This window comes from Streptomyces sp. CY-1, assembly GCF_047218265.1.
Taxonomy (GTDB): Bacteria; Actinomycetota; Actinomycetes; order Streptomycetales; family Streptomycetaceae; genus Streptomyces; species Streptomyces niphimycinicus.
Genome location: NZ_CP178393.1, coordinates 5,742,669 through 5,766,516, shown reverse-complemented (window position 1 = coordinate 5,766,516; position 23,848 = coordinate 5,742,669). Strand labels below are relative to the sequence as shown.

The window sequence follows — 23,848 nt, the reverse complement described above, 5'->3', positions numbered from 1 at the left end:
GCCGCCGCCCGGCAAGGTGTCGGCGAACGGCCCGAAACCCTGACAGCCTGTCGGTGCCGGGCCCGGGGACCCGGTCCGTACGCTGGTCCCACCCCGACCCGCGAGCGATCCGAGGTACCGAACGTGTCCGTGCAGCCCAGCCCCGACCCCGCGGCCGGCGCCGCCGTCAAGGCCGCCGACCGCGCGCATGTGTTCCACTCCTGGTCCGCGCAGGGCCTGATCGACCCCCTCGCCGTCGCGGGCGCCGAAGGCTCGTACTTCTGGGACTACGACGGCAACCGCTACCTCGACTTCTCCTGCCAGTTGGTGAACACCAACATCGGCCACCAGCACCCCAAGGTCGTCGCCGCGATCCAGGAGCAGGCCGCGAAGCTGTGCACCATCGCACCGGGCTTCGCCGTGGACGTGCGGTCCGAGGCGGCGCGGCTGGTCGCCGAGCGCACCCCCGGCGACCTCGACAAGATCTTCTTCACCAACGGCGGCGCCGAGGCGGTGGAGAACGCGGTCCGGATGGCCCGGCTGCACACCGGCCGCCCCAAGCTGCTCTCCGCCTACCGCTCGTACCACGGGGCCACCGCCACCGCGATCAACCTCACCGGCGACCCCCGCCGCTGGGCCTCCGACAGCGCCTCGGCGGGTGTGGTGCACTTCTGGGCGCCGTTCCTCTACCGCTCGCCCTTCCACTCCGACAGCGAGGCGCAGGAGTGCGAGCGCGCGCTGCGCCACCTTGAGGACACCATCGCCTTCGAGGGCCCGCAGACCATCGCCGCGATCATCCTGGAGACCATCCCCGGCACCGCCGGGATCATGGTCCCGCCGCCCGGCTATCTCGCCGGGGTCCGCGAGCTCTGCGACCGCTACGGCATCGTCTTCATCCTGGACGAGGTCATGGCGGGCTTCGGCCGCACCGGCCACTGGTTCGCGGCCGACCACTTCGGCGTCACCCCCGACCTGCTGACCTTCGCCAAGGGCGTCAACTCCGGCTATGTGCCGCTCGGTGGCGTCGCGATCTCCGCCGAGATCGCCGCGACCTTCGACCAGCGGCCCTACCCCGGCGGTCTCACCTACTCCGGCCACCCGCTGGCCTGCGCCTCGGCCGTCGCGACGATCAACGCGATGGCGGAGGAGGGGATCGTGGAGAACGCCGCCGCGATCGGGGAGAACGTGATCGGCCCGGGGCTGCGGGAGATCGCCGAGCGTCACCCCTCGGTCGGGGAGGTGCGCGGCCTCGGCGTCTTCTGGGCGCTGGACCTCGTCAAGGACAAGGAGACCCGCGAACCGCTCGTCCCGTACAACGCGAGCGGACCGGACAACCAGCCGATGGCCGACTTCGCCGCGGCCTGCAAGCGCGGCGGTCTGTGGCCCTTCGTGAACATGAACCGCACCCATGTGGTGCCGCCGTGCACCGTCACCGAGGCCGAGGCCAAGGAGGGGCTCGCGATCCTGGACGAGGCGCTGGCCGCGGCCGACGCGCATACGTCCTAGGCGTACCGGGGCCCGGGGACGCCGTCCCCGGGCCGTCCCCGGGTGGCTGCCTGGCTCGTCCTCGCGCCCCTGCCCGTTTGGCCTCCGACCGCCGCCCGACCGCTGCCCGGTGTAGACCACCGCCGCACTCTGCGTGTTCCGCGCAACGGCCCTCGCATATCGTGATGCGAGGGCCGTCCGCTTTCTTACACCGACGGCCGTGGAAGGAGACGGTCCTCGATGCCCGTGCCCGGCGCCAGCCCGGTCAAGCGGAACACCCTGCGGCAGCAGATCGCCGACGCGCTCTGTGACGAGGTGCTCGCGGGCCGGCTCCCTGCGGGGCGCCAGTTCACCGTCAAGGAGATCGCCCAGCAGTACGGCGTCTCCGCGACCCCCGTCCGGGAGGCGCTGCTGGATCTGTGCTCCCAGGGGCTGCTCGATGTCGAGGAGCACCGGGGCTTCAGGGTCCACGACTTCACCATCGAGGACTTCCGGCACATGGTCGACGCCCGCACGATGGTGGTCGAGGGCGTCTTCCGGCACTACGTCGAGCTGAAGACCATGACCCCGCAGACGCTGGCCTCGGTAAGGCGGCGGGCCGAGGAGGCCGAGCGGGCCGCCCGCTCCGGTGACCTGGACATCCTCATCGGCTACGACCTGCGCTTCTGGCGCGAGATCTGCGGCCTGGTCGGCAATCCGTATGTGTCGGACTTTCTTCAGCGGCTACGCGTGCAGACCTGGGTCTTCACGGTGCCGTATCTGCGGCGCGTACCCGATCTGCGCGGCCAGTTGTGGACGGGGCACTCCGAGCTCACCGCGGCGGTGACCCGCGGGGACCCGCATGACTCGGAGCGGTTGATAGCGGCGTACAACGCGCATTTCCGTGCGCTGATCGAGCGGTTGGTGGCGGGCGAGGAGTCGCGGGCGCAGAACGGGACGTCGGAGGTCAACTCCCCCTGATCTCCTCCTGAACTCTTTCCGAACTTCGCCCGGCCGGTGAGCGGTTCCGCCCCGCGGTGAGCGAGTCGAAGGCCGGGGAGGCCGGAGCGGCGGCAGGTGAACCGACCCGCCAGGGTTGGCTTCCGGCACTCTTCGCGAGGCGTACGCGGGGCATTACGCTGGGCCGACCATCGACCGTACGGATACGAGAGTGAGATCGCGTGGCATGTGACCTCTGGCTGGTCCCCCTCGTCGATGTGCTGTGCCACAGCCCCGACAATCCCTTCGCCGAAGAGATCGCCGCGTACGACAAGGCGCTCAGTGATGCCGGTTTGCCGCCCGTACCCGTCTTCAGTTATATGCCGGGACTGTCCGGGGATGTCGCCCCGGTGGCCGGTTTCGACTACGACGCGCTGCACTTTCTCCGCCGTGCCTATCTGCTGCAACTGTGCGGACTCGCGGTGACCCCGGTGGACGAACTGGGCGGGGACTACGAGCAGTTGCTGGAGATGTTCGAGCCCACGGCCCAGCAGTCGCATCTGGTCTGGCACTACGACCACGCGGGGGCGTATGTCCCCGTCGACTTCCAGAGCCCGCTGTCCAACGACGAACTCCTCGAGGGCGGCGGCCCGTTGGGTTCCAGCCACGGCCTGCTGCGCGAGCTGGAGGCGGTCGGTCCGGCGCTCGGCATCGACCCGTCCAACCCTCCGGCCGCCCCCGCGCCCCCGGCCCGCCCCACGAGCCTGGAGGAGCCGGCGGCGTCGGTCCCGTACGAGGACAGCCCCTTCGCCCGGGAGCGCCATGTCTGGCTGGGGCTGCACGCGGCGGCGACGCGCAGCCTGGGCCAGGGCTCGATGATCGTCTTCAGTTGACCGTTCCTTCGGGCGTCTCCGGCTGATGTCCGTGACAGGCGCCGCCGCCGTCAGCGGGGCGGCTCCGGAGGACGCTGCCGCGGCATATTGGGCCGGGCGGGGCCCGACGGCAGCGGAAAGCGGCTCGCGGGGCTCCCGCTGTCCGGACGGGAGCCCTGAGTCATCAGCGCCTGCGTGACCAGCGGCGCCGCACCGGCCCCGAAGTCCACCATCCAGCCCGCCGTCTCGGCCCGGACCAGCTCCGACACGTCCTCGCAGAACCGCCGCAGCACCGACAGACACCGCTCCACGGCCTCGCTCGCGGTGCCCTCGGTCGGACCCAGCACCTCCCGTACGCTCTCCGACGCCCAGTCGAACTGAAGCGCCTCCAGCCGCCGGTGCACCGCCTGCGCCGTGGCCACGTCCCGCATCCAGCCGGACGTCAGCCCGAAGAACCGGTCGCCGCCGACGCAGGCGGCCGCCAGCAGCAGCGCCAGCGCGCCCCACCCGCCGCCGCCGTCCAGCGCCCCGTTCAGATCCAGCAGCGGCAGCACACCCCCCACGACCGCCGCCACCGCGGCGCCCACCCGCAGCACCCGGGCGGTCCGGCGCTTCCACACCCGTTCGGCGAGGTACCACCCGGCGACCTCCAGGGCGCCCTCCTCGACCCACCGGTACAACTCGTCGAGCCGCTCCGCCGGCTCTCCCCAGTCGCCGTGCGGGAAGGGCCGACCGAGCAGGTCACCCTGGGCTCTCGCACCCTCCGGCCGAGGGAGCCCCTCGGGCTGCATCTCCGGCTGACTCACCGTGCAACTCCCTCTGCGGCGGCGTTTCTCCTGGCGCGCGGCTGATGCGCGACCACCATTCCTACCGCCGAACGGCTGGCCACGAAGACGCGATCACGGGTTTTCAGCCCGTAAGAGCTGCCCCATCGGGTATAGGACCGCCCACTCCTCACCCAAAAGAGTGGCCCGCGCACCGGATCCGGGGCCGGTCGGCCCGGTAAGCGCGGAGCGGCCCGGCGCACAGCGGCCCCCAGCGCGGGAGCCTCAGTGCGGCAACCTCAGCGCGGCAGCCCCGGCGCAGCGGCCCCCGCGCGCGCACGGTGGCGGCCCCCACCGCGCAGCGGCCCGCGCCCGAGGCAATAGGCTGCATACCGTGAAGGTCCTCGTCATCGGCGGCGGCGCCCGCGAACATGCCCTGTGCCGCGCTCTCTCCCTCGACCCCGACGTCACCGCGCTGCACTGCGCCCCCGGCAACGCCGGCATCGCCGAGGTGGCCGAGCTGCACGCGGTCGACGCGCTCGACGGCGCCGCCGTCGCCGACCTCGCCGCCTCCCTGGGGGCGGGCCTCGTGGTCGTGGGGCCGGAGGCCCCCCTCGTGGCGGGGGTGGCCGACGCCGTGCGCGAACGGGGGATCCCGGCCTTCGGGCCGTCCGCCGAGGCGGCGCAACTGGAGGGCTCCAAGGCGTTCGCCAAGGACGTGATGGCGGCGGCCGGCGTGCCCACCGCCCGCGCCTACGTGTGCACCACGCCCGCCGAGATCGATGAGGCGCTGGACGCGTTCGGCGCGCCGTACGTCGTCAAGGACGACGGCCTGGCCGCGGGCAAGGGCGTCGTGGTGACCGAGGACGTCGAGGCCGCCCGCGCGCACGCGCTGGCCTGCGGCCGGGTGGTGATCGAGGAGTTCCTGGACGGTCCGGAGGTCTCCCTCTTCGCGATCACCGACGGCGAGACCGTGGTCCCGCTCCAGCCCGCCCAGGACTTCAAGCGCGCCCACGACGGCGACCAGGGCCCGAACACCGGCGGCATGGGTGCGTACTCCCCGCTGCCCTGGGCCGACCCCGAGCTGGTGGACGAGGTCGTGGCCACGATCTGCCAGCCCACCGTCGACGAGCTGCACCGCCGCGGCACGCCCTTCTCCGGGCTGCTGTACGCGGGCCTGGCGATCACCTCGCGCGGGGTGCGGGTGATCGAGTTCAACGCCCGCTTCGGCGACCCGGAGACCCAGGTGGTCCTGGCCCGGCTGAAGACCCCGCTGGCCGCGGTGCTGCTCGCCGCCGCCACCGGCCGCCTGGAGGCCGAGCCGCCGCTGCGCTGGAGCGACGGCGCCGCCGTGACCGTGGTCGTCGCCTCGCACAACTATCCGGACACCCCCCGCACCGGCGACCCGATCACCGGGCTGGACGAGGTGGCCGAGCAGGACGGCCCCAAGGCGTACGTCCTGCACGCGGGCACCAAGCGGGACGGCGCGTCCGGTGCGGTGGTGAGCGCGGGCGGCAGGGTGCTCTCCATCACCGCGACCGGCTCCGACCTGGCGAAGGCACGCGAGCGTGCGTACCGCGCGGTGGGCCGGATCGGGCTGGAGGGCTCGCACCACCGCTCGGACATCGCCGCGAAGGCGGCGGCCGAAGCGGCCTCGTAAGAACACGCTGTAAGAAGTGTCTCAGGCGGGCCCGGGAACGGCCCCGAAGCCCGCTTGCCCCTGTTCACACGGGGCCGGGCGTCACCATCGCGAAGTTCCCGGTTTTACCCAAGGCCATTCCATCGGGTGAGCGCTTCCGCATCCTGCTGACGCACGCCCGGCCCCCAACTAGTGTGCCGCTCAGGCGAGGTGCGGCAACTGGCCCACCGGCATTGCGGAGTGGGCGGCCAGTGCGACAGTGGGTGGGGAGACAACAACGCCGCCGTCGTCCGCTGTTCAAAACATCGGCCGGACAGTAGGGGGTGATGAGAACCGTGGCAGGTACCGAAGCAGGTGCCCTGGCGGCGCGCGCTCGCGCCCTCGCGGTACTGCGTATCCGGAGCACGGCGCTCGCGGTCGCACTCCTCCCGGCCGCGGCCGCCGTCGTGCTGCTGGCCGGAAGCGCCACCGGCAGCGTCGGCGGTTCCCAGGACCAGGGCTGGACGGCCCTGCGCTGGGTGGTGACCGGGGGCGCTCTGCTGGTCCTGCTGCTGGCGGCGGCCGTGGCCGCCGTGGTCGTCCGGGCCAGGCCCGCGCTCACCCCGACGGTGCCCATCGCCGAGGAGACGGCGCCCGATCTCTACCGGCTGGTGCGCGATCTGGCCGAGCGCCTGGAGGTGCCCGCGCCCTCGGCCATAGCGCTCACCCCCGACTGCGACAGTTGGCTGGAGGACCGGACGCATCCGGCGCACGCCCAGCGCCGGGAGCATGGGGACCGCGGCGCCCTGGCGGTCGAGGAGCCCCGCTCCGCACGGGGCGCCCCCGATCCGGCGAGCGGCGCGGACCGGATCGCGGACCGCCCCGAGCGGCGGGTCCCGCGGCCGCCGGTGCTGGTGATCGGCTCGCCGTTCCTGTGGTGGATGCGGGTCGCCGAGCTGCGCGCGCTGCTCGCCCCGGTGGTGGCGGGCACCGGCCCGGCCGTCCATCCCGACATAGCCTCCGCCCGCCGCTTCGTGCGCGGGCTGGACGCCGCCGTGGCCGTCGCGGCCCAGGGCGGCGAGCCGTCGTCCGGCCCCGCGCCCGCCCTGGTGGCGCTGGTGCGCCGCCCCGCCTTCGCCTTCGTCGGCTGGGTCGCCCGGCTGCTGCTGCGCGGCTGCCGGGACCATGCGGCCGAGATGGAGCGCGCGGTCGCCGCGGCCGCCTCCGAGCGGGCCCAGTCGGTCGACTACGGGCTGCGGATCGTCGCCCAGGAGCAGGTGGGCCTGGCCTACGCGGGCTGGGACCGGCTGCTGACCCGGGTCGCGCTGCCCGCCTGGCGGATGGGCCGCTGGCCCTCCCGGCTGGACGCGGGCGTGGTCTCGGCGCTCACCGAGCTCTCCCGCCGCGACCGGCTCGCCGAGGGGTTCACCTCCCGGCTGAGCGAGCGCCCGGCCTGCGACCTCCTGGAGGAGCCCGGGGTGATGGACGAGGCCACCTCGCTGCTGGCCGCCCGCCTCTTCCACGGCGGCCCGCCGGAGCCGGGCCCCGACTGGTCCCCGGTCGACTGGAGCGCGTATCCGGAAGAGGTCGTGGACCGCAAGTGGCGGCAGGAGGCCGCCCGGCTCAACCGGCTGCTGGACGAGCGGGAGGACACCCACGACCTCGTCGGCGCCGCTCGCGCACCGACCCCCGTGAGGGCCCCCGAGCCGCCCACCCTGGCCCGGGTCATGGAGCGGCTCAGCGCCACCGCGGCCGGCTCCGCCGACCTCGCCGACGACTCCGACGGTGGCGCCCCCGGGCTCGCCGCCCGGCTCAGCGTCGAGGTGGCCCGCGAGGAGGCCGCCACCACCCGGGCGTACGGCCAGGGCCCCGCGGCCGGGGCGGAGGGGGCCGCGGGCGGGTCCGGCGGCGACCCGTGGATCGATGACTTCGCCCCGGCGTTCCCGCTACAGCCGCCGCGCACCGGCCGCGAGCTGCTCGCCGACCATGTGACCGCCATGGTCTGCTGCGCCGCCGTGGACACCGCGGGCGCGGCCCCCGGCCTCGACTGGCTCGACGGGCCCGCGCTGCTCGTCGACGGGCGGCGGCGGGCCGATCTGGCCCATCCGGTGCTCAGCCTGGTGGAGGACGGGGACGACGGGCCGCTGCGCGCCTGGCTCGGCGAGGTGGGAGTTCGTCCGGAAAAGCCTGTCCGGCTGGTGTAGGCGCGCATATTGCGCCGGATCCGCTCCTATGTCCAGCCTTGTCGCGCGTTCGGCGGCTGTTCCGGCAAATTAGCGACTATCGGTGACGGAGTGGGTGCGTAATGTGATGTGCTTGGACCGGTCGCTGTCCGCCCGGCCCACGAGTTCCGGCCCACCGGCCCGGACCGCCAGACCGGCCCCGCAGCCCGGCCCACAAGGCCGGATCCGCTGCGGTGCGGTGTGCGAGGACAGCGGGGCGAGGCGCCGCCGGGCACGCAGGGGAGGGGAACAATTGTGGGGACGGACCAGATCCGGCGCTGGGAGTCAGGAGCGCTCGCGCACGCGGTGACGGATCCTTTCGGCCAGGGCCCGCTGCCCTGGCTGCGCGACAGTGAGAACTACTTCGACGACACCGGGCGGGTGGTCCCGTGGTACGTCGACCATGTCCGGCAGTCCGGGGCCCATCCCGGGGCCATCGACCGGGCGGCGGGGCGGGTCCGTGCGAAGGATCCCGGCAGGATCCCCGGCCCGCGCACCGCCGACGATGTCCACCGGCAGATCAAGGGCTTCCCCTCCGCCTCCGCGGCCTCCCCCGGCGAGGCCATCGACTTCCGGATCACGGTGGACCCGCCCCAGCAGTTCAGCGTGGACATCTACCGCATCGGCTACTACGACGGCGTCGGCGCGCTGAAGATCACCACCAGCCCCCGGCTGTCCGGGATCGTCCAGCCGCCCCCGCTCACCGCCGACCGCACCGTCTCCTGCCACCACTGGTGGCTGTCCTGGCGGCTTCAGATTCCCTCGTACTGGAAGCCGGGCGCCTATGTCGCGGTGCTGACCACCGTGGACGGCTACCGCAGCCATATCCCGTTCACCGTCCGCGACCCCCGCCCCGCCGATCTCCTCCTCGTCCTCCCCGACCTCACCTGGCAGGCGTACAACCTCTACCCGGAAGACGGCCGGACCGGCGCCAGCCTCTACCACGCCTGGGACGAGCGGGGAAAACTGCTGGGCGAGTCGGAGGCAGCGATCACCGTCTCCTTCGACCGGCCGTACGCGGGCGCGGGGCTGCCCCTCCATGTGGGCCACGCCTACGACTTCATCCGCTGGGCCGAGCGCTACGGCTACGACCTGGCCTACGCCGAGATGAGCGATCTGCACGCGGGCCGGGTCGACCCCACCCGCCACCGGGGGCTGGTCTTCCCCGGCCACGACGAGTACTGGTCGGCGCCCATGCGCCGCACCGTGGAATCGGCCCGTGACAGCGGCACCTCGCTGGTCTTCCTCTCCGCCAACACCATGTACTGGCAGGTCGAGCTCACCGCCTCGCCCTCCGGCCCGGACCGGCTGCTGACCTGCCGCAAGCGCCGCGGCCCCGGCCGCTCGGCGCTGTGGCGCGAGACCACGCCCGAACAGCAGTTGATCGGCATCCAGTACGCGGGCCGGGTGCCCGAGCCCAGCCCGCTGATCGTCCGCAACGCCGGCCACTGGCTGTGGGAGGCCACCGGCGCGGAGGAGGGCGATGAACTGCCCGGCCTGGTCGCGGGCGAGGCCGACCGCTACTTCCCGCGCACCGTCCTGCCCGAGCACCTCCGCCGCATCCTGCTGGCCCACTCGCCGTACGAGGACACGGAGGGGGTCGTCCGCCACCAGGAGACATCGCTCTACCGCGCCCCGAGCGGCGCGCTGGTGTTCGCGTCGGGGACGTTCGCGTGGTCGCCCGCGTTGGATCGTCCGGGGCATACGGATGAGCGGATTCAGCGTGCGACGGCGAATCTGCTGGATCGGATCTGCAAGCGGGGCTGAGCCGGTGTCCGGCGGGCCACGTGGCGGAGCTATCGAGACTTTCCCCTCCTCGCCCCTTCCCGAACCATGGGCTCCGCCCCTGTACCCCGGGTCGACGAGTCGGCCGTCGCCGCCGTGGACACCTGTACCGGCGCGCTGATCGCGGTCGGCACACCGGCGCGGCGGATGACCGGGCGGACACCCGCACGCATCCGGGCCGCCCGGCCGGGGGTCTGGGGCGGAGCCCCAGTTGAGGGAAGGGGCGGGGAGGGGGAAGCGTCGATATGCGGCTCCGCCACGTGGCCCGCCGCAGGCGCCACGATCCGTCGGACACCCCCTGAGCCACCCCTGAGCCACCGGGGCCAGGGTGATGGCGGCCACGCGCCCGTTGGGGCCGCTGCCCGCGATCGCCGCGTCGGCCATTCCACACCTCCCATCCGGACCTGCCCGGCCCTCCCGTCGCACGAGTTCCTCCCGCGAGGTGTTCGCACCGGCTGGAAGCGGAACCCGAACCGCCGGGCCCCGCGGCCCGCGCCCCGCCGCCGGTCACGGCCGCTTCGTGCGGCAGAATCAACGGGGCTTGGACAAAAACACCAGGAGGAAGCGTGTCCGGATTCGTCGAGAAGCCCGAACCGGTCGAGGTTCCGGGCCTTCAGCACCTGCACACCGGCAAGGTGCGCGACCTCTACCGGAACGAGCGCGGTGAGCTCGTCATGGTCGCGAGCGACCGGATCTCCGCCTACGACTGGGTCCTGCCGACCGAGATCCCCGAGAAGGGCAAGATCCTCACCCAGCTCTCCCTCTGGTGGTTCGATCTGCTCGCCGACCTCGTGCCCAACCACGTCCTGTCCAGCGAGCTGCCCCCCGGCGCCCCCGCCGACTGGGAGGGCCGCACGCTGGTGTGCCGGTCGCTGCGGATGGTCCCGGTCGAATGCGTGGCGCGCGGCCATCTGACCGGCTCCGGTCTGGCCGAGTACCGCGAGACCCGCACCGTGTGCGGGATCGCCCTCCCCGAGGGGCTGACCGACGGCTCCGAGCTGCCCTCCCCGATCTTCACCCCGGCCACCAAGGCCGAGGTCGGCGAGCACGACGAGAACGTGGCGTACGAGGAGGTGGCCCACCGCATCGGTGCCGAGCCCGCCGCGCAACTGCGCCAGGCCACCCTCGCCATCTTCAACCGGGCCCGGGAGATCGCCCGAGCGCGCGGGATCATCCTCGCCGACACCAAGTTCGAGTTCGGCTACGCGGAGGCGACCCTGGGCGCGGAGGGCGCCGAGCCGGTGCTCGCCGACGAGGTGCTGACCCCGGACTCGTCCCGCTTCTGGCCCGCCGACCAGTGGCAGCCGGGCCGCGCGCAGCCGTCCTTCGACAAGCAGTACGTCCGCGACTGGCTGACCTCCCCGGCCTCCGGCTGGGACCGGACCGCCGAGCAGCCGCCGCCCCCGCTCCCCGCGGAGGTCGTCGAGCGGACGCGGGCGAAGTACGCGGAGGCGTACGAGCTGCTGACCGGCACCCCTTGGAAGTAGGTCCGGAGAACGATCAAGGGTCCCGGCCGATCGGCCGGGACCCTTGATGCGTGGAGCGGACGACGAGGCTCGAACTCGCGACCTCAACCTTGGCAAGGTTGCGCTCTACCAACTGAGCTACGTCCGCCTGCGCCGGACTTTTCCGGTTCGACGCGCCTCTACTATAACCAAACCCTCGACCGGTGAACTACCACCCGGGTGTCGAGGCCGCTCGGGGCGGCGGCGCGAAGCCCGCAGGAACTGCTCGGGGCGGCGGCGCGAAGCGCTCAGGAGCCGCTTGGAGCACTTGGGGAACCCTCGGGAGCGCTCTGGAGCCGCTCAGAGCCAGCCGTGCTCCTGGGCGATCCGCGCCGCCGCGTGCCGGTTCTCCGCCCCCAGTTTCGCCGCCGCGGCCGACAGATAGTTCCGGACCGTCCCCTGGGAGAGCGCGGCGTGCTGGGCGATCTCCGCGATGGAGGCGCCGTCGGCCGCCAGCTCCAGCAGCTCCGCCTCCCGCGCGGTCAGCGGGGAGTCCCCGGCGCTGATCGCGTCGGCGGCCAGACCGGGGTCGACATAGCGGGACCCGCCGTGCACCGTGCGGATGATCTCTGCGAGCCGCTGCGCGGAGGTGGTCTTCGGCAGGAACGCGCGCACCCCCGACTCCAGCGCCCGCTTGAGGTGACCCGGCCGGCCGTGGCTGGTCACGATCATCGTCCGGCAGCCGGGCAGCTCCGACCGGAGCGCCGAGGCCACCGAGACCCCGTCCACCTCCGGCATCTGGAGGTCCAGCACCGCCACATCGGGCCGGTGCGCCCGCGCCATCGCCAGCGCCTCGGGCCCGGACGCCGCCTCCGCGACCACCAGCAGATCGTCCTCGAGCGCGAGCAGGGTGGCCAGGGCGCCCCGGATCAGATGCTCGTCGTCGGCCAGCAGCACCCGGATCGCCGCGGTGTCGTTCACACGCCCCTCCCAGCGGAACCTCGTCCAGCACGGCCCTCGCACGGGGGCCGCCGCCAGCGGGACCACATCATCCGGCACGCCGTACACCGACCCGGCACGCCGTCACTTCCCCCCAGCGGCACCGCCGTTCGCTCCCGCCCGGCTCCTGCCCCGGCCCCGGCCAGGGATTCCGGGCCGGAAAACGTCTGAGGCGCCGGTCGATTCGACCGGCGCCTCAGATCTGGAGCGGACGACGAGATTCGAACTCGCGACCCTCACCTTGGCAAGGTGATGCTCTACCAACTGAGCCACGTCCGCATGCCTCCGACCAGCTTTCACCGATCGGCGCGTGCATCACTCTACCTGATCCTCTTCACAAGAGGGCGATAGACGATGAGAGCGGGTGACAGGGATCGCACACTGCGCCTCCCCCTTGGAAAGGGGGCGCTCTACTACTGAGCTACACCCGCATGGTGTCTTCCTCGGGGTTTCGGCCTTTCGGCCTCGCCCCTCGGCGTGCTCCAGACTTTAGCGGATCACCCGGGGTGGTGTGCAACTCGGCTGAACGGGTCACTCAGGCCGACTCGTTGAAGGCTTCGTAGACCTTCTTGGGGATCCGGCCGCGCGGCGGCACCTCCATGCCGTGCGACCTGGCCCAGGCGCGCACCGCGGCCGGGTCCGGGGCGACATCGGTACGGCGGTACGTCTTGCCGGAGCGGGCCCGCTTGCGGCCGGCCTCCACGTACGGCGCCAGCGCGTCGCGCAGTTTCGACGCATTGGCAGAGTTGAGGTCGATCTCGTACAACTTGCCGTCGAGTCCGAACGTGACCGTCTCTTCCGCTTGGCCGCCCTCGAGGTCGTCGGAGAGCGTGACTACTACGCGCTGCGCCACGGATATCGGTCCTTTCGGGCTGCATCGATGCGTTGACGTGCAAAGATGTGAGCTGTCCAGTTGTGTCCAACAATGCTTTTTCATTTGTACAGCGACTGGCATTGCATTGTGAACCCCGGTAATTCCATCCGCGTGTCACGCCGTGATCGGGACCATACGTTTTCCCCCGACCTTTCCCCGTCAGTTGTCACCGACGATGCTTAAACGTGACCGAACCCTTGCATATCTACTCGCGTAGAATTTTCGCCGGGGTAGGCTTGGGCCACCGCCTTACGCACCAGCACCACACCACCGGGAGTGCCAGTGGCACGCGTCGTAGTCGACGTCATGCTCAAGCCGGAGATCCTCGACCCCCAGGGCCAGGCGGTGCAGCGAGCACTGCCCCGCCTCGGTTTCGAGGGGATCGCCGATGTCCGTCAGGGCAAGCGCTTTGAACTCGAGGTGGAGGGCCCGGTCGACGATGCCGCCCTCGCCCGTATCCATGAGATCGCCGAGACCTTCCTGGCGAACACCGTGATCGAGGACTTTTCCGTGAAGGTCGAGGTCGGCGAGGGTGCCGACGCCACCGCCGTGAAGGCCGAGTCGTGACCGCACGCATCGGAGTCATCACTTTCCCCGGCACGCTCGACGACCGTGACACCCAGCGCGCGGTGCGCACCGCCGGCCTGGAAGCCGTACCGCTGTGGCACCGCGACAAGGACCTCAAGCAGGTCGACGCGGTGATCCTGCCGGGCGGCTTCTCCTATGGCGACTATCTGCGCGCCGGAGCGATCTCCCGGTTCTCTCCGGTAATGGAGTCGGTGATCGATCAGGCGAAGGCCGGTATGCCGGTGCTTGGCATCTGCAATGGCTTCCAGGTTCTCACCGAGACCCATCTCCTCCCCGGTGCGATGCTGCGGAACAACCATCTGCACTTCATCTGCCGCGATCAGAAGTTGCGAGTGGAAAACGCGGAGACCGCCTGGACGCGCTCATACGAGCAGGGCCAGGAGATCAACATCCCGCTGAAGAACATCGATGGACGCTATGTCGCCGATGAGCGTGTCCTCGATGAACTCGAGGCCGAGGGACGCGTCGTCTTCCGCTATGAGGAGCTGAACCCCAACGGCTCGCTTCGCGACATCGCCGGTATCTCCAATGCGGCGGGCAATGTCGTCGGCCTCATGCCCCACCCCGAGCACGCCGTCGAACCGCTGATCGGCACCGGTCGCACCGACGGTCTCGGATTCTTCACCTCGATCCTCAAGAGGCTGGTCAGCGCATGACCCTGGACACCACCAAGCACGCGGCGCAGACCCCGGACGACGGGCAGCCCTGGGCCGAGCTCGGTCTCAAGCAGGACGAGTACCAGCGCATCCGCGCCATCCTGGGCCGCCGCCCCACCGGCGCCGAGCTCGCGATGTACTCCGTCATGTGGTCCGAGCACTGCTCGTACAAGTCGAGCAAGGTCCATCTGCGGCAGTTCGGCGAGAAGGCCCCCGAGAGCGACGCGCTGCTCGTCGGCATCGGCGAGAACGCGGGTGTGGTCGACGTCGGCCAGGGCTACGCGGTCACCTTCAAGGTCGAGTCGCACAACCACCCCTCGTACATCGAGCCCTACCAGGGCGCGGCCACCGGCGTCGGCGGCATCGTCCGCGACATCCTCGCCATGGGTGCCCGCCCGGTGGCCGTGATGGACCCGCTGCGCTTCGGCGCCGCCGACCACCCCGACACCAAGCGGGTGCTGCCCGGTGTGGTCGCGGGCATCGGCGGCTACGGCAACTGCCTGGGCCTGCCCAATATCGGCGGCGAGGTCGTCTTCGACCCCTGCTACCAGGGAAACCCGCTGGTCAACGCGCTCTGCGTGGGCGTGATGAAGCATGAGGACATCCACCTCGCCAAGGCGTCCGGCGCCGGCAACAAGGTGATCCTCTACGGCGCCCGCACCGGCGGCGACGGCATCGGCGGCGTCTCCGTGCTGGCCTCGGAGACCTTCGACGACACAAAACCCACCAAGCGTCCCGCCGTCCAGGTCGGCGACCCCTTCCAGGAGAAGCTGCTCATCGAGTGCACCCTGGAGGTCTTCAAGGAGGACCTGGTCGAGGGCATTCAGGACCTCGGCGGCGCGGGCCTGTCCTGCGCCACCAGCGAGCTCGCCAGCGCCGGCTCCGGCGGTATGCGGGTCGAGCTGGACACCGTGCCGCTGCGCGACTCCTCGCTCTCCCCCGAGGAGATCCTGATGAGCGAGTCGCAGGAGCGCATGTGCGCGATCGTGAAGCCCGAGAAGGTCGACCGCTTCCTGGAGATCTGCGAGAAGTGGGACGTCATCGCCACCGTCATCGGTGAGGTCACCGACGGCGAGCGGCTGGAGATCTACTGGCACGGCGAGCAGATCGTCGACGTCCCGCCGCGCACCGTCGCCCACGAGGGCCCGGTCTACGAGCGCCCCTACGCCCGCCCCGAGTGGCAGGACGCGCTCCAGGCCGACGACGCGGGCAGGCTGCCGCGCCCGGCCACCGCCGAGGAGCTGCGCGAGCAGGTCCTCAAGGTGGTCGCCTCGCCGAACCAGGCGTCCAAGTCCTGGATCACCGATCAGTACGACCGTTTCGTCCAGGGCAATACGGTCCTCGCCCAGCCCGAGGACTCCGGCATGGTCCGCGTGGACGAGGAGACCGGCCTCGGCGTGGCCGTCGCCACGGACGGCAACGGCCGCTACGCCAAGCTGGACCCGTACGCGGGGGCGCAGCTCGCGCTCGCCGAGTCGTACCGCAATGTGGCCGCGTCCGGCGCCACGCCGCTGGCCATCTCCAACTGCCTCAACTTCGGCTCGCCGGAGGACCCCGCGGTCATGTGGCAGTTCGCGGAGGCCACCCGCGGCCTCGCCGACGGCTGTCTGACCCTGGGCACCCCGGTCACCGGCGGCAATGTGTCGCTGTACAACCAGACCGGCGAGGTGGCCATCCACCCGACGCCGGTGGTCGCCGTCCTCGGCGTGATCGACGATGTGGCCCGCCGCACCCCGATCGCCTTCGCGGAGGAGGGCCAGTTGCTCTATCTGCTGGGCGACACCGCGGCGGAGCTGGGCGGCTCGGCCTGGTCCCAGGTGGTCCACGACCATCTGGGCGGACTGCCGCCCAAGGTGGACCTGGAGCGGGAGCGGCTGCTCGCCGAGATCCTGATCTCGGCCTCGCGCGACGGCATGGTGGACGCGGCCCACGACCTGTCCGACGGCGGTCTGATCCAGGCGCTCACCGAATCGTGTCTGCGCGGCGGCAAGGGCGCCCGGATCGTCGTCCCCGACGGTCTTGACCCGTTCGTCCTGCTGTTCTCCGAGTCCGCGGGCCGGGCGATCGTCGCCGTACCGCGCAGCGAGGAGGTCCGCTTCAAGGACATGTGCGGGGCGCGCGGGCTTCCGGCGGCCCGTATCGGTGTGATCGACGGCGACGCGATCGACGTCCAGGGGCAGTTCTCCATCCCGCTGGCCGAGCTGAGGGAGCCGTACGAGGCGACGATCCCGGGCCTGCTGGCCTGAGGACCCGCGCCCTTGCCGGCCTGAGGACCCGCGTCCTTGCGACGTACGGCCCGCTCCCTGCCGTCAGGGAGCGGGCCGTACGGTCGCTTCGGGCCTTGCGGGGCTCACTTGCCCCAGAACGCGTTGGCGGCGTCGATGTCCTCGACACACTGGTCGATGTCACTGATCTTCCCGCCGACGATGGTGAAGAACAGCCCGGTCTTCATGTCCAGCGTGCGGTTGCCGCGCTCGGCGCGGACGTGGTGGCCGGAGATCACATGCCCGCGTCCGTCGGGCAGCACCGACTCCAGATCGACCCGCAGCGTGCCACCGGTCTCCTCGAACTCGGTGCGGTACAGATCCATGCAGGCGTCCCGGCCCTTGTGGTGTCCGGAGAGCATGTTGTCCCCGGGCACATGCTGCATGACGTCCGCCGTCAGCAGCGTGGAGAGGGTGTCCAGGTCGCCTTCCTGGAACGCGGTGCATGCGCGGCGCACCACGGCGGCATCCGGATGCTCACCCATGTCATTCACACCTTTCATCCTGATTGATACCGCTCTAACCCCTTCCATCCATCCTCCGCCTGCCCCGCCGGGCTGTCGATAGGCTCGGCGCCATGCCGCCCCGTACTCGCGCCCGTACGTACGACCCCGCCAAGACCCGTACCGCCGTGATCGCGCAGCTTCGGCTGGTGCGGAAGGCGGCCGAGGAGCTGGACGAGACGGGTCTGGACGCCCCCACCCGGCTCGGCGGCTGGACGGTCCGGGAGCTGGTCGCGCATCTGGCGATGGCCGTGACTTCCGTCGTCCGGCTCCTGGAGCGGCCCGCGCCGCCCGCGCGCGAGGTCACCGTCACCGGCTGGGCGGCGGCGCTCGCCGCGCACTCCGGGCCCATCGCCGAGGAGACCAGGGCGCTCGCGGCGGGCGAGGAGCTGGGCGAGCTGCTGGAGCGCGCCGAGGCGCGGTTCGCGGAGACGATCTCCGTCGCGCCCGGTGACCGGCTGCTGGCCACTCGCGTCGGCGCGATGCGGCTGGAGGACTACCTGGTCACCCGGTGTGTGGAGCTGGTGGTCCACGCCGACGATCTGACGGCGGCCACCGGAGTGCCCGTACGGCACGACCGCCAGGCGCTGGCCACCGCGGTCCGGGTGCTCGCCGACGCCCTCGCGGCGAAGGCGCCCGGCGGCTCGGTCGAGCTGCGGATCCCGCCGTTCGCCGTGGTCCAGTGCGTCGAGGGCCCCCGGCACACCCGCGGCACCCCGCCGAACGTCGTCGAGACCGATCCGCTGACCTGGATCCGCCTCGCCACGGGCCGCCTGACCTGGGCCGATGCCCTGGATTCGGCACCGCTGACCGCGAGCGGCGACCGCGCCGACCTCTCCGCCCACCTCCCCGTTCTCGGCTGAGCGCACACCCTGTGATCGTTTTCGGGGCGCGAGATGTGATCCTCGCCTCGGCCACGGATTTTCGCCCCTGCCCATCGCAGGCAGGGCACGGGTTCCGGGGGCCCGGAGCGGTGCGGGGAATGTGACTTACGCCCCCCTGACGGGTCCCTCGTTCGGAGGCACCGCCGAACTGGCCTAGACTCGATGACGTGCCACGTGGTGACGGACGACTCAGCCACGACCTGCTCCCCGGTGAGAAGGGCCCCCAGGACGCTTGCGGCGTCTTCGGAGTCTGGGCACCGGGTGAAGAGGTCGCCAAACTCACCTATTTCGGGCTGTACGCACTGCAGCACCGCGGACAGGAGTCCGCGGGCATCGCGGTGAGCAACGGCTCCCAGATCCTCGTCTTCAAGGACATGGGCCTGGTCTCCCAGGTCTTCGACGAGACCTCTCTCGGCTCTCTGCGGGGCCATATCGCGGTCGGTCATGCCCGCTACTCCACCACCGGAGCCTCGGTGTGGGAGAACGCGCAGCCGACCTTCCGGGCCACCGCCCATGGCTCGATCGCGCTCGGCCACAACGGGAACCTGGTCAACACCGCCGAGCTGGCGGAGCTGGTCGCGGCCCTGCCCCGGGACGGCGGCCGGGCCACCCAGGTCGCGGCGACCAATGACACCGACCTGGTCACCGCGCTGCTCGCGGGCCAGGTGGACGACGACGGCAAGCCGCTGACCGTCGAGCAGGCGGCCCCCATCGTGCTGCCCAAGGTCAAGGGCGCTTTCAGCCTCGTCTTCATGGACGAGCACACGCTGTACGCGGCGCGCGACCCCCAGGGCATCCGCCCGCTGGTCCTCGGCCGCCTCGAGCGCGGCTGGGTGGTGGCGTCCGAGACCGCCGCCCTGGACATCGTGGGCGCGTCCTTCATCCGTGAGATCGAGCCCGGCGAGATGGTCGCCATCGACGAGAACGGGCTGCGCTCGACCACCTTCGCCGAGGCCCGCCCCAAGGGCTGCGTCTTCGAGTACGTGTACCTCGCCCGCCCCGACACCGATATCGCGGGCCGGAATGTGTACCTCTCCCGGGTCGAGATGGGCCGCCGGCTGGCCAAGGAGGCCCCCGCCGACGCCGACCTGGTCATAGCGACGCCCGAGTCCGGCACCCCCGCCGCCGTCGGCTACGCCGAGGCCAGCGGGATTCCCTACGGCTCCGGACTGGTCAAGAACAGCTATGTGGGCCGGACCTTCATCCAGCCTTCGCAGACCATCCGCCAGCTCGGCATCCGGCTCAAGCTCAACCCCCTCAAGGAGGTCATCCGGGGCAAGCGCCTGGTGGTCGTCGACGACTCGATCGTCCGCGGGAACACCCAGCGCGCCCTGGTGCGGATGCTCCGCGAGGCCGGTGCCGCCGAGGTCCACATCCGGATCTCGTCGCCGCCGATCAAGTGGCCGTGCTTCTTCGGCATAGATTTCGCCACCCGCGCCGAGCTGATCGCCAACGGCCTCTCGGTCGAGGAGATCGGCAAGTCGCTGGGCGCCGACTCGCTGGCGTACATCTCCACCGACGGCATGATCGAGGCGACCACGATCGCCAAGCCGAATCTGTGCCGCGCCTGCTTCGACGGTGAGTACCCGATGGAGCTGCCGGATCCGGGGCTGCTGGGCAAGCACCTCCTGGAGTCCGAAACACAGGCCCCGAACAGCGCCGACGCCGACGGTGTGACGACGCTGACCGCTGGTGTCGGCGGCGCCGACGCCCTGCGCCGTCCCTGAGCGCACGCCTGTCATCCCCGATACGAAAGATCTCAACGTCATGCCTGAGTCCGGGTCCACCTACGCCGCCGCGGGCGTCGACATCGAGGCGGGTGACCGCGCCGTCGAGCTGATGAAGGAGTGGGTCAAGAAGGCGAGCCGGCCCGAGGTCGTGGGCGGCCTCGGCGGTTTCGCCGGGCTCTTCGACGCCTCCGCGCTGGCCCGCTACCAGCGTCCGCTGCTCGCCTCCGCCACCGACGGGGTCGGCACCAAGGTGGACATCGCCCGGCGGATGGGCGTGTACGACACCATCGGCCGCGACCTGGTCGGCATGGTCGTGGACGACCTGGTGGTCTGCGGCGCCGAGCCGCTCTTCATGACCGACTACATCTGCGTCGGCAAGGTCTACCCCGAGCGCGTCGCCGCCATCGTCAAGGGCATCGCCGAGGGCTGCACCCTCGCCGGCTGCGCCCTGGTGGGCGGCGAGACCGCCGAGCACCCGGGACTGCTGGGCGCCGATGACTTCGATGTCGCCGGGGCCGGTACGGGCGTGGTCGAGGCCGATCGGGTGCTGGGCGCCGATCGCATCCGAACGGGTGATGCGGTGATCGCCATGGCTTCGTCCGGACTTCACTCGAACGGGTACTCACTCGTCCGCCATGTGCTCTTCGACCGGGCCGGCTGGGCGCTGGACCGCGAGGTGCCGGAGCTCGGCCGGACGCTGGGGGAGGAGCTGCTGGAGCCCACCCGGATCTACTCGCTGGACTGCCTGGCCCTCACCCGCACCACCGAGGTGCACGCCTTCTCGCACATCACCGGCGGCGGGCTCGCCAATAACCTGGCGCGGGTCATCCCCGAGGGGCTGCGCGCGGTCGTGGACCGCTCGACCTGGACCCCCGGCGCGATCTTCGAGCTGGTCGGTCAGGCCGGCTCGGTCGAGCGTCTCGAGCTGGAGAAGACCCTCAACATGGGCGTCGGCATGATGGCGGTGGTCCCGGCCGACTCCGTCGATGTGGCGCTCACCACGCTCGCCGACCGCGGTGTCGAGGCATGGGTCAGCGGTGAGATCACCGAGCGCACGGCCGGGGACGCGGAAGCGGTGACGCTGACCGGTGACCACGCGAGCTGATGACCATGCGGGCCGAGTGGACCGCGCGGTGTGCGCGGACAGCACAGAAGCCGGTCCGAGGCGGGTGCCCCGGACCGGTGGAGATGTGCGGCGAGAAGCCGAGCGCCTGGAACGGGTGGTTCAGGCGCGGCGACGCTGCGGGGACGCATCGGACTGGTCGTCGTCCTCGTCCTCATCGTCGTTGTACAGATCCGCGTACTGTGCGTACGGGTCGTCGTCCAGCTCATCGTCCTCGAACTGCTCGCCATTCGGCGGCTGGCTCGGTGTCGATGCGCCCAGCTCCTCGGCCAGGCGTGAGAGATCCGTCCCACCGCTGTTGTACTTCAGCTGGCGGGCGACCTTCGTCTGCTTGGCCTTGGCCCGGCCGCGCCCCATGGCTCGACCCCCTCAACGACGGGGCTCGACGGCCCCAGAGTCTTGACACGCGTTCACGTTCATAAATCAGAGCGGACTCTCATAAGAGAGACCGGCCCGTAGGGCTTCAACGGTACCTGCTTCTGTGGCCATACGGTACGTCGCCCACACGACGTGCCACGAGGCAGAACCCGCGAGGAGCCCGTTCCTCGCTGGTCAACTGCGATTTTAACCTGTCTTGCGGGCCGACCCGCCGACAGGCCGTGAGGGATCTCTCGCCGATGGCTCCCAGGGGGCTCCCACGTCGCCCGTCCGGCGGCCTCCGGCAAGATCCCGCACGGCCTGCCCCCGGCCGCGCCCAGACGCTCTCAGGCGCCTGTGGGCCATGGCTCAGGCGTCGTGGCCCTCCGCCATCCGGTGCTCGGCCAGCCGGTCGGCGGCCGCGGCGGGCGGGATTCCGTCGGTCTGTGCCCGATCGAAAATGGCCAAAGTCGTGTCGAAGATCTTTGCCGCCTTCGCCTTGGCCCGGTCGAAATCGAACCCGTGCAGCTCATCCGCCACCTGGATGACACCACCGGCGTTCACCACATAGTCCGGCGCGTAGAGGATCCCGCGGCCGGCCAGGTCCTTCTCGACCCCCGGGTGGGCGAGCTGGTTGTTGGCCGCGCCGCACACCACCTTCGCGGTCAGGACGGGCACCGTGGCGTCGTCCAGGGCGCCACCGAGCGCACACGGGGCGTAGACGTCCAGGTCGTCGCGGATCAGCGCGTCGGTGTCCCGGACCGCCCGTACGCGGGGGTGGCGGGCCAGTACGCGGTCCACCGACTCCCCGCGCACATCCGTGACCACGACCTCGGCGCCGTCCTCCAGCAGATGGTCGACCAGGTGGTGGCCCACCTTGCCGACCCCCGCGATGCCGACTCGGCGGCCGCGCAGCGTGGGCGCGCCCCAGGACGCCTGGGCGCTCGCCCGCATCCCCTGGAAGACACCGAAGGCGGTCAGCACCGAGGAGTCGCCCGCGCCGCCGTTCTCGGGGGAGCGGCCGGTGGTCCAGGGGCACTCGCGGGCGACGACGTCCATGTCGGACACATAGGTGCCCACATCACAGGCGGTGACGTAGCGGCCGCCCAGGGAGGCCACGAAACGGCCGTAGGCGAGCAGCAGCTTCTCGGTCTTGATCTCCTCGGGATCGCCGAGGATCACGGCCTTGCCGCCACCGTGGTCGAGCCCGGCGAGCGCGTTCTTGTAGGACATGCCGCGGGCGAGGTTGAGGGCGTCGAGGAGCGCCGCTTCTTCGGGGTTCTCCTCGGAGGCGTAGGCGTGGAAGCGGGTGCCGCCGAGGGCCGGGCCCAGGGCGGTGGAGTGGAGGGCGATGACGGCCTTGAGGCCGCTCTCGCGGTCCTGGCAGAGCAGGACCTGCTCATGCCCGCCGAGATCGGACCGGAACAGCGTCGCAAGCGGTGAGAGAGGGTTCGGCACGCGACTCTCCGTCGGACCGTCGGCGCTGACGGTGTGACGTACGTCGGTCACGGTGGTGACTCCCATAGGTCGGGGTAGACGCCCTCCTGGCTGGTGGGGAGGGCCGTGGGCAAGAGGGTAAGCCCTGGGGCCCAGGGGATCGGCCATGTCCCCGACGAGTCCGGATAGCGGGCATGGGACGATGCCGTCAGGTGGGGGTGAGGGAGCCCCTGGCGGTGGTCTCAGCCTTGAGGGAGCGCGTGTGACCTTGGCGTCTTCGGTGATTGTCCCGTACGCGGCGTATCTCCGGGTCTATGAGCCACTGGCAGCGTTTCCGGAGCCGGAGCGATCGCACTGGGCGCGGTACGCCAAGCGCGAGGACCTGCCCGGTGCGCAGGACGAGCTGCGCCGCTCGCTCGCGGACCTGCTGCCGGTGCCCCCGGTGGCGGTTCCGGTGCACGAGAGCGCGGACGCCTTCGTGGCGGTCGTGGACGGCGTCACATGCGTCTGTCCCTGGCGTACGCGGCTGAGGGGCTGGCTGGCCCTGGAGGAGCTGCCGGAGCGCCTTCCCGGGCCCCTCCTGGACGCGGCCCTGCCCCCGGTGGTGCGCCGGCAGGCGGTGGCGGACTTCGAGCGGTGGCTGGAGCGCAACCCGGACGCCCGGCCGTGGATCCGCTCGGCGACCTGGCATGTGCCGGTGCGCTGGTTCGTGCTCTTCGGGGACGAGGAGCGCGAATTCACCAAGGGTGACGACGGTCTCATCCTCCGTTACCGCACCCCGATGGTCCAGGCGAGGCGCCGGGTGGCGCGTGGCCTTAAGGTGCTCAAGGAGTCCCTCGGCGAGGGGCCGCTGATCGACGGGCTGGTGGACGTCGGCCGGTGGCTCGAGGAGTTCCACCCCCGGTCCTTGGTCGAGCTGGACTACGGCGGCCTGGTGCACACGCTGCCGGCCGGGCAGCTCGAGGAGGACCACTCGGCCGCGGATGTGGCGGAGGGCCTCGCGGCGCTGCGCGACGGGGACGGGGAGCGGGCGGGCAGCGCGTACGAGCGGCTGACCGACCGCTGGAGCGTGATCCGCGGGCGGCAGAACGCGAGCTGAGCCCGGCCGGAAACGGCGCCGGGCGGCCGGTTGACGGTCGGCCGGAACAGACGGGGACGTAGGTCCCGATCCGGGCCATTGCCTCAATCGTGACCTAAAGCACTGACTTCGGGCCTTGCGGTAATCGCCCACCCTCGTGTCAAAATAGGACAAGGAGTCCGGGAGGGACTCCTTCCGTCCAACTATGGGCGGATTCATCGGTATTGCACTCCTTGATGGATCTGGTTACCCCTGATCCTGTTGTGA

At 71.3% G+C, this 23,848-nt stretch carries 20 protein-coding genes and 3 tRNA genes; 14 read left to right on the top strand and 9 right to left on the bottom strand.

The features are described 5' to 3' along the window. Positions 1-123: 123 nt before the first annotated feature. The 3 genes from ACK1X7_RS24775 to ACK1X7_RS24765 all read left to right on the top strand — a co-directional run bounded on the left by ACK1X7_RS24775 (position 124) and on the right by ACK1X7_RS24765 (position 3,275). Positions 124-1,485 (top strand): aspartate aminotransferase family protein, encoded by a 1,362-nt coding sequence (locus tag ACK1X7_RS24775; protein WP_398158418.1) that lies wholly within the window; start codon positions 124-126, stop codon positions 1,483-1,485. Positions 1,486-1,704: 219 nt separating this feature from the next. After that, complete coding sequence (locus ACK1X7_RS24770) at positions 1,705-2,424, top strand: GntR family transcriptional regulator (RefSeq protein WP_385138647.1); 720 nt, start codon at positions 1,705-1,707, stop codon at positions 2,422-2,424. A gap of 200 nt (positions 2,425-2,624) precedes the next feature. After that, positions 2,625-3,275, top strand: coding sequence for a hypothetical protein (locus tag ACK1X7_RS24765; RefSeq protein ID WP_216347293.1), 651 nt, complete (start codon positions 2,625-2,627; stop codon positions 3,273-3,275). Between the two features lie 50 nt (positions 3,276-3,325). Here the strand turns inward: ACK1X7_RS24765 and ACK1X7_RS24760 are convergent, their stop codons facing one another. After that, a complete protein-coding gene (locus tag ACK1X7_RS24760; RefSeq protein WP_385138650.1) occupies positions 3,326-4,060 on the bottom strand; it encodes an SLATT domain-containing protein in 735 nt (244 codons plus the stop codon). Between the two features lie 352 nt (positions 4,061-4,412). On the opposite strand from ACK1X7_RS24760, the gene purD reads away from it, so the two are divergent. The 4 genes from purD (at position 4,413) to ACK1X7_RS24740 (ending at position 11,130) form a co-directional block, all read left to right on the top strand. Further along, a complete protein-coding gene (purD, locus tag ACK1X7_RS24755) occupies positions 4,413-5,678 on the top strand; it encodes a phosphoribosylamine--glycine ligase (protein WP_385138653.1) in 1,266 nt (421 codons plus the stop codon). Positions 5,679-5,983: 305 nt separating this feature from the next. After that, positions 5,984-7,840, top strand: a complete 1,857-nt coding sequence (locus tag ACK1X7_RS24750; RefSeq protein WP_385138656.1) for a hypothetical protein — start codon at positions 5,984-5,986, stop codon at positions 7,838-7,840. Between the two features lie 273 nt (positions 7,841-8,113). Next, entirely contained in the window at positions 8,114-9,625 is a 1,512-nt protein-coding gene (locus tag ACK1X7_RS24745; protein WP_390793785.1) for a N,N-dimethylformamidase beta subunit family domain-containing protein, read from the top strand. Positions 9,626-10,209: 584 nt separating this feature from the next. Then, positions 10,210-11,130, top strand: coding sequence for a phosphoribosylaminoimidazolesuccinocarboxamide synthase (locus tag ACK1X7_RS24740; protein ID WP_216343171.1), 921 nt, complete (start codon positions 10,210-10,212; stop codon positions 11,128-11,130). Positions 11,131-11,181: 51 nt separating this feature from the next. On the opposite strand, the gene ACK1X7_RS24735 is transcribed toward ACK1X7_RS24740, so the two are convergent. The 5 genes from ACK1X7_RS24735 to ACK1X7_RS24715 form a co-directional block, all read right to left on the bottom strand. Further along, positions 11,182-11,257, bottom strand: a tRNA-Gly gene (locus ACK1X7_RS24735). A gap of 191 nt (positions 11,258-11,448) precedes the next feature. Continuing rightward, complete coding sequence (locus ACK1X7_RS24730; RefSeq protein ID WP_413115645.1) at positions 11,449-12,069, bottom strand: response regulator; 621 nt, start codon at positions 12,067-12,069, stop codon at positions 11,449-11,451. Between the two features lie 221 nt (positions 12,070-12,290). Beyond that, a tRNA-Gly gene (locus tag ACK1X7_RS24725) sits at positions 12,291-12,366 on the bottom strand. An 80-nt stretch (positions 12,367-12,446) separates the two neighbouring features. Then, positions 12,447-12,518, bottom strand: a tRNA-Gly gene (locus ACK1X7_RS24720). Positions 12,519-12,622: 104 nt separating this feature from the next. Then, positions 12,623-12,940: a histone-like nucleoid-structuring protein Lsr2 gene (locus ACK1X7_RS24715; RefSeq protein ID WP_059146536.1), complete on the bottom strand. Its 318-nt coding sequence runs from the start codon at positions 12,938-12,940 to the stop codon at positions 12,623-12,625. Positions 12,941-13,243: 303 nt separating this feature from the next. Here ACK1X7_RS24715 and purS point away from each other — a divergent pair, with 303 nt between their 5' ends. The 3 genes from purS to purL are packed head-to-tail and all read left to right on the top strand — an operon-like array spanning position 13,244 to position 16,451. Then, complete coding sequence (gene purS, locus ACK1X7_RS24710; RefSeq protein ID WP_078642640.1) at positions 13,244-13,528, top strand: phosphoribosylformylglycinamidine synthase subunit PurS; 285 nt, start codon at positions 13,244-13,246, stop codon at positions 13,526-13,528. Continuing rightward, positions 13,525-14,205 (top strand): phosphoribosylformylglycinamidine synthase subunit PurQ, encoded by a 681-nt coding sequence (gene purQ, locus ACK1X7_RS24705; RefSeq protein WP_093463487.1) that lies wholly within the window; start codon positions 13,525-13,527, stop codon positions 14,203-14,205. The genes purS and purQ overlap by 4 nt, the downstream gene beginning before the upstream one ends. After that, positions 14,202-16,451, top strand: a complete 2,250-nt coding sequence (gene purL / locus ACK1X7_RS24700; RefSeq protein WP_385138666.1) for a phosphoribosylformylglycinamidine synthase subunit PurL — start codon at positions 14,202-14,204, stop codon at positions 16,449-16,451. Before purQ ends, purL begins: the two co-directional genes overlap by 4 nt. Before the next feature lie 104 nt (positions 16,452-16,555). On the opposite strand, the gene ACK1X7_RS24695 is transcribed toward purL, so the two are convergent. Then, a complete protein-coding gene (locus ACK1X7_RS24695; protein ID WP_382955506.1) occupies positions 16,556-16,954 on the bottom strand; it encodes a nuclear transport factor 2 family protein in 399 nt (132 codons plus the stop codon). A gap of 92 nt (positions 16,955-17,046) precedes the next feature. On the opposite strand from ACK1X7_RS24695, the gene ACK1X7_RS24690 reads away from it, so the two are divergent. The 3 genes from ACK1X7_RS24690 (at position 17,047) to purM (ending at position 20,691) form a co-directional block, all read left to right on the top strand. Further along, positions 17,047-17,835, top strand: a complete 789-nt coding sequence (locus tag ACK1X7_RS24690) for a maleylpyruvate isomerase family mycothiol-dependent enzyme (RefSeq protein ID WP_385138669.1) — start codon at positions 17,047-17,049, stop codon at positions 17,833-17,835. Between the two features lie 188 nt (positions 17,836-18,023). Further along, positions 18,024-19,583 carry an amidophosphoribosyltransferase gene (purF, locus tag ACK1X7_RS24685; protein ID WP_216343166.1) on the top strand — a complete coding sequence of 520 codons (1,560 nt, stop codon included), beginning with the start codon at positions 18,024-18,026 and terminating at the stop codon, positions 19,581-19,583. 40 nt (positions 19,584-19,623) lie between these two features. Next, a complete protein-coding gene (purM, locus tag ACK1X7_RS24680) occupies positions 19,624-20,691 on the top strand; it encodes a phosphoribosylformylglycinamidine cyclo-ligase (RefSeq protein ID WP_385138672.1) in 1,068 nt (355 codons plus the stop codon). Between the two features lie 120 nt (positions 20,692-20,811). Here purM and ACK1X7_RS24675 read toward each other — a convergent pair whose 3' ends face one another. Together ACK1X7_RS24675 and ACK1X7_RS24670 are read right to left on the bottom strand one after the other, a co-directional pair. Then, complete coding sequence (locus tag ACK1X7_RS24675; RefSeq protein WP_385138675.1) at positions 20,812-21,066, bottom strand: DUF3073 domain-containing protein; 255 nt, start codon at positions 21,064-21,066, stop codon at positions 20,812-20,814. Between the two features lie 369 nt (positions 21,067-21,435). Then, entirely contained in the window at positions 21,436-22,590 is a 1,155-nt protein-coding gene (locus ACK1X7_RS24670; RefSeq protein WP_385138678.1) for a Leu/Phe/Val dehydrogenase, read from the bottom strand. Positions 22,591-22,765: 175 nt separating this feature from the next. Between ACK1X7_RS24670 and ACK1X7_RS24665 the strand changes: the two genes are divergently transcribed. Continuing rightward, positions 22,766-23,602, top strand: a complete 837-nt coding sequence (locus ACK1X7_RS24665) for a hypothetical protein (protein WP_385138681.1) — start codon at positions 22,766-22,768, stop codon at positions 23,600-23,602. Positions 23,603-23,848: the final 246 nt, after the last annotated feature.

What these genes read in the sequence shown, in the direction of transcription:
- ACK1X7_RS24770 (WP_385138647.1), top strand. Translation starts at nt 1,705, where the DNA reads ATGCCCGTGCCCGGCGCCAGCCCGGTCAAGCGGAACACCCTGCGGCAG.
- purL (WP_385138666.1), top strand. Translation starts at nt 14,202, where the DNA reads ATGACCCTGGACACCACCAAGCACGCGGCGCAGACCCCGGACGACGGG.
- ACK1X7_RS24670 (WP_385138678.1), bottom strand. Translation starts at nt 22,590, where the DNA reads ATGGGAGTCACCACCGTGACCGACGTACGTCACACCGTCAGCGCCGAC.
- ACK1X7_RS24675 (WP_385138675.1), bottom strand. Translation starts at nt 21,066, where the DNA reads ATGGGGCGCGGCCGGGCCAAGGCCAAGCAGACGAAGGTCGCCCGCCAG.
- ACK1X7_RS24690 (WP_385138669.1), top strand. Translation starts at nt 17,047, where the DNA reads ATGCCGCCCCGTACTCGCGCCCGTACGTACGACCCCGCCAAGACCCGT.
- ACK1X7_RS24750 (WP_385138656.1), top strand. Translation starts at nt 5,984, where the DNA reads ATGAGAACCGTGGCAGGTACCGAAGCAGGTGCCCTGGCGGCGCGCGCT.
- purM (WP_385138672.1), top strand. Translation starts at nt 19,624, where the DNA reads ATGCCTGAGTCCGGGTCCACCTACGCCGCCGCGGGCGTCGACATCGAG.
- ACK1X7_RS24695 (WP_382955506.1), bottom strand. Translation starts at nt 16,954, where the DNA reads ATGGGTGAGCATCCGGATGCCGCCGTGGTGCGCCGCGCATGCACCGCG.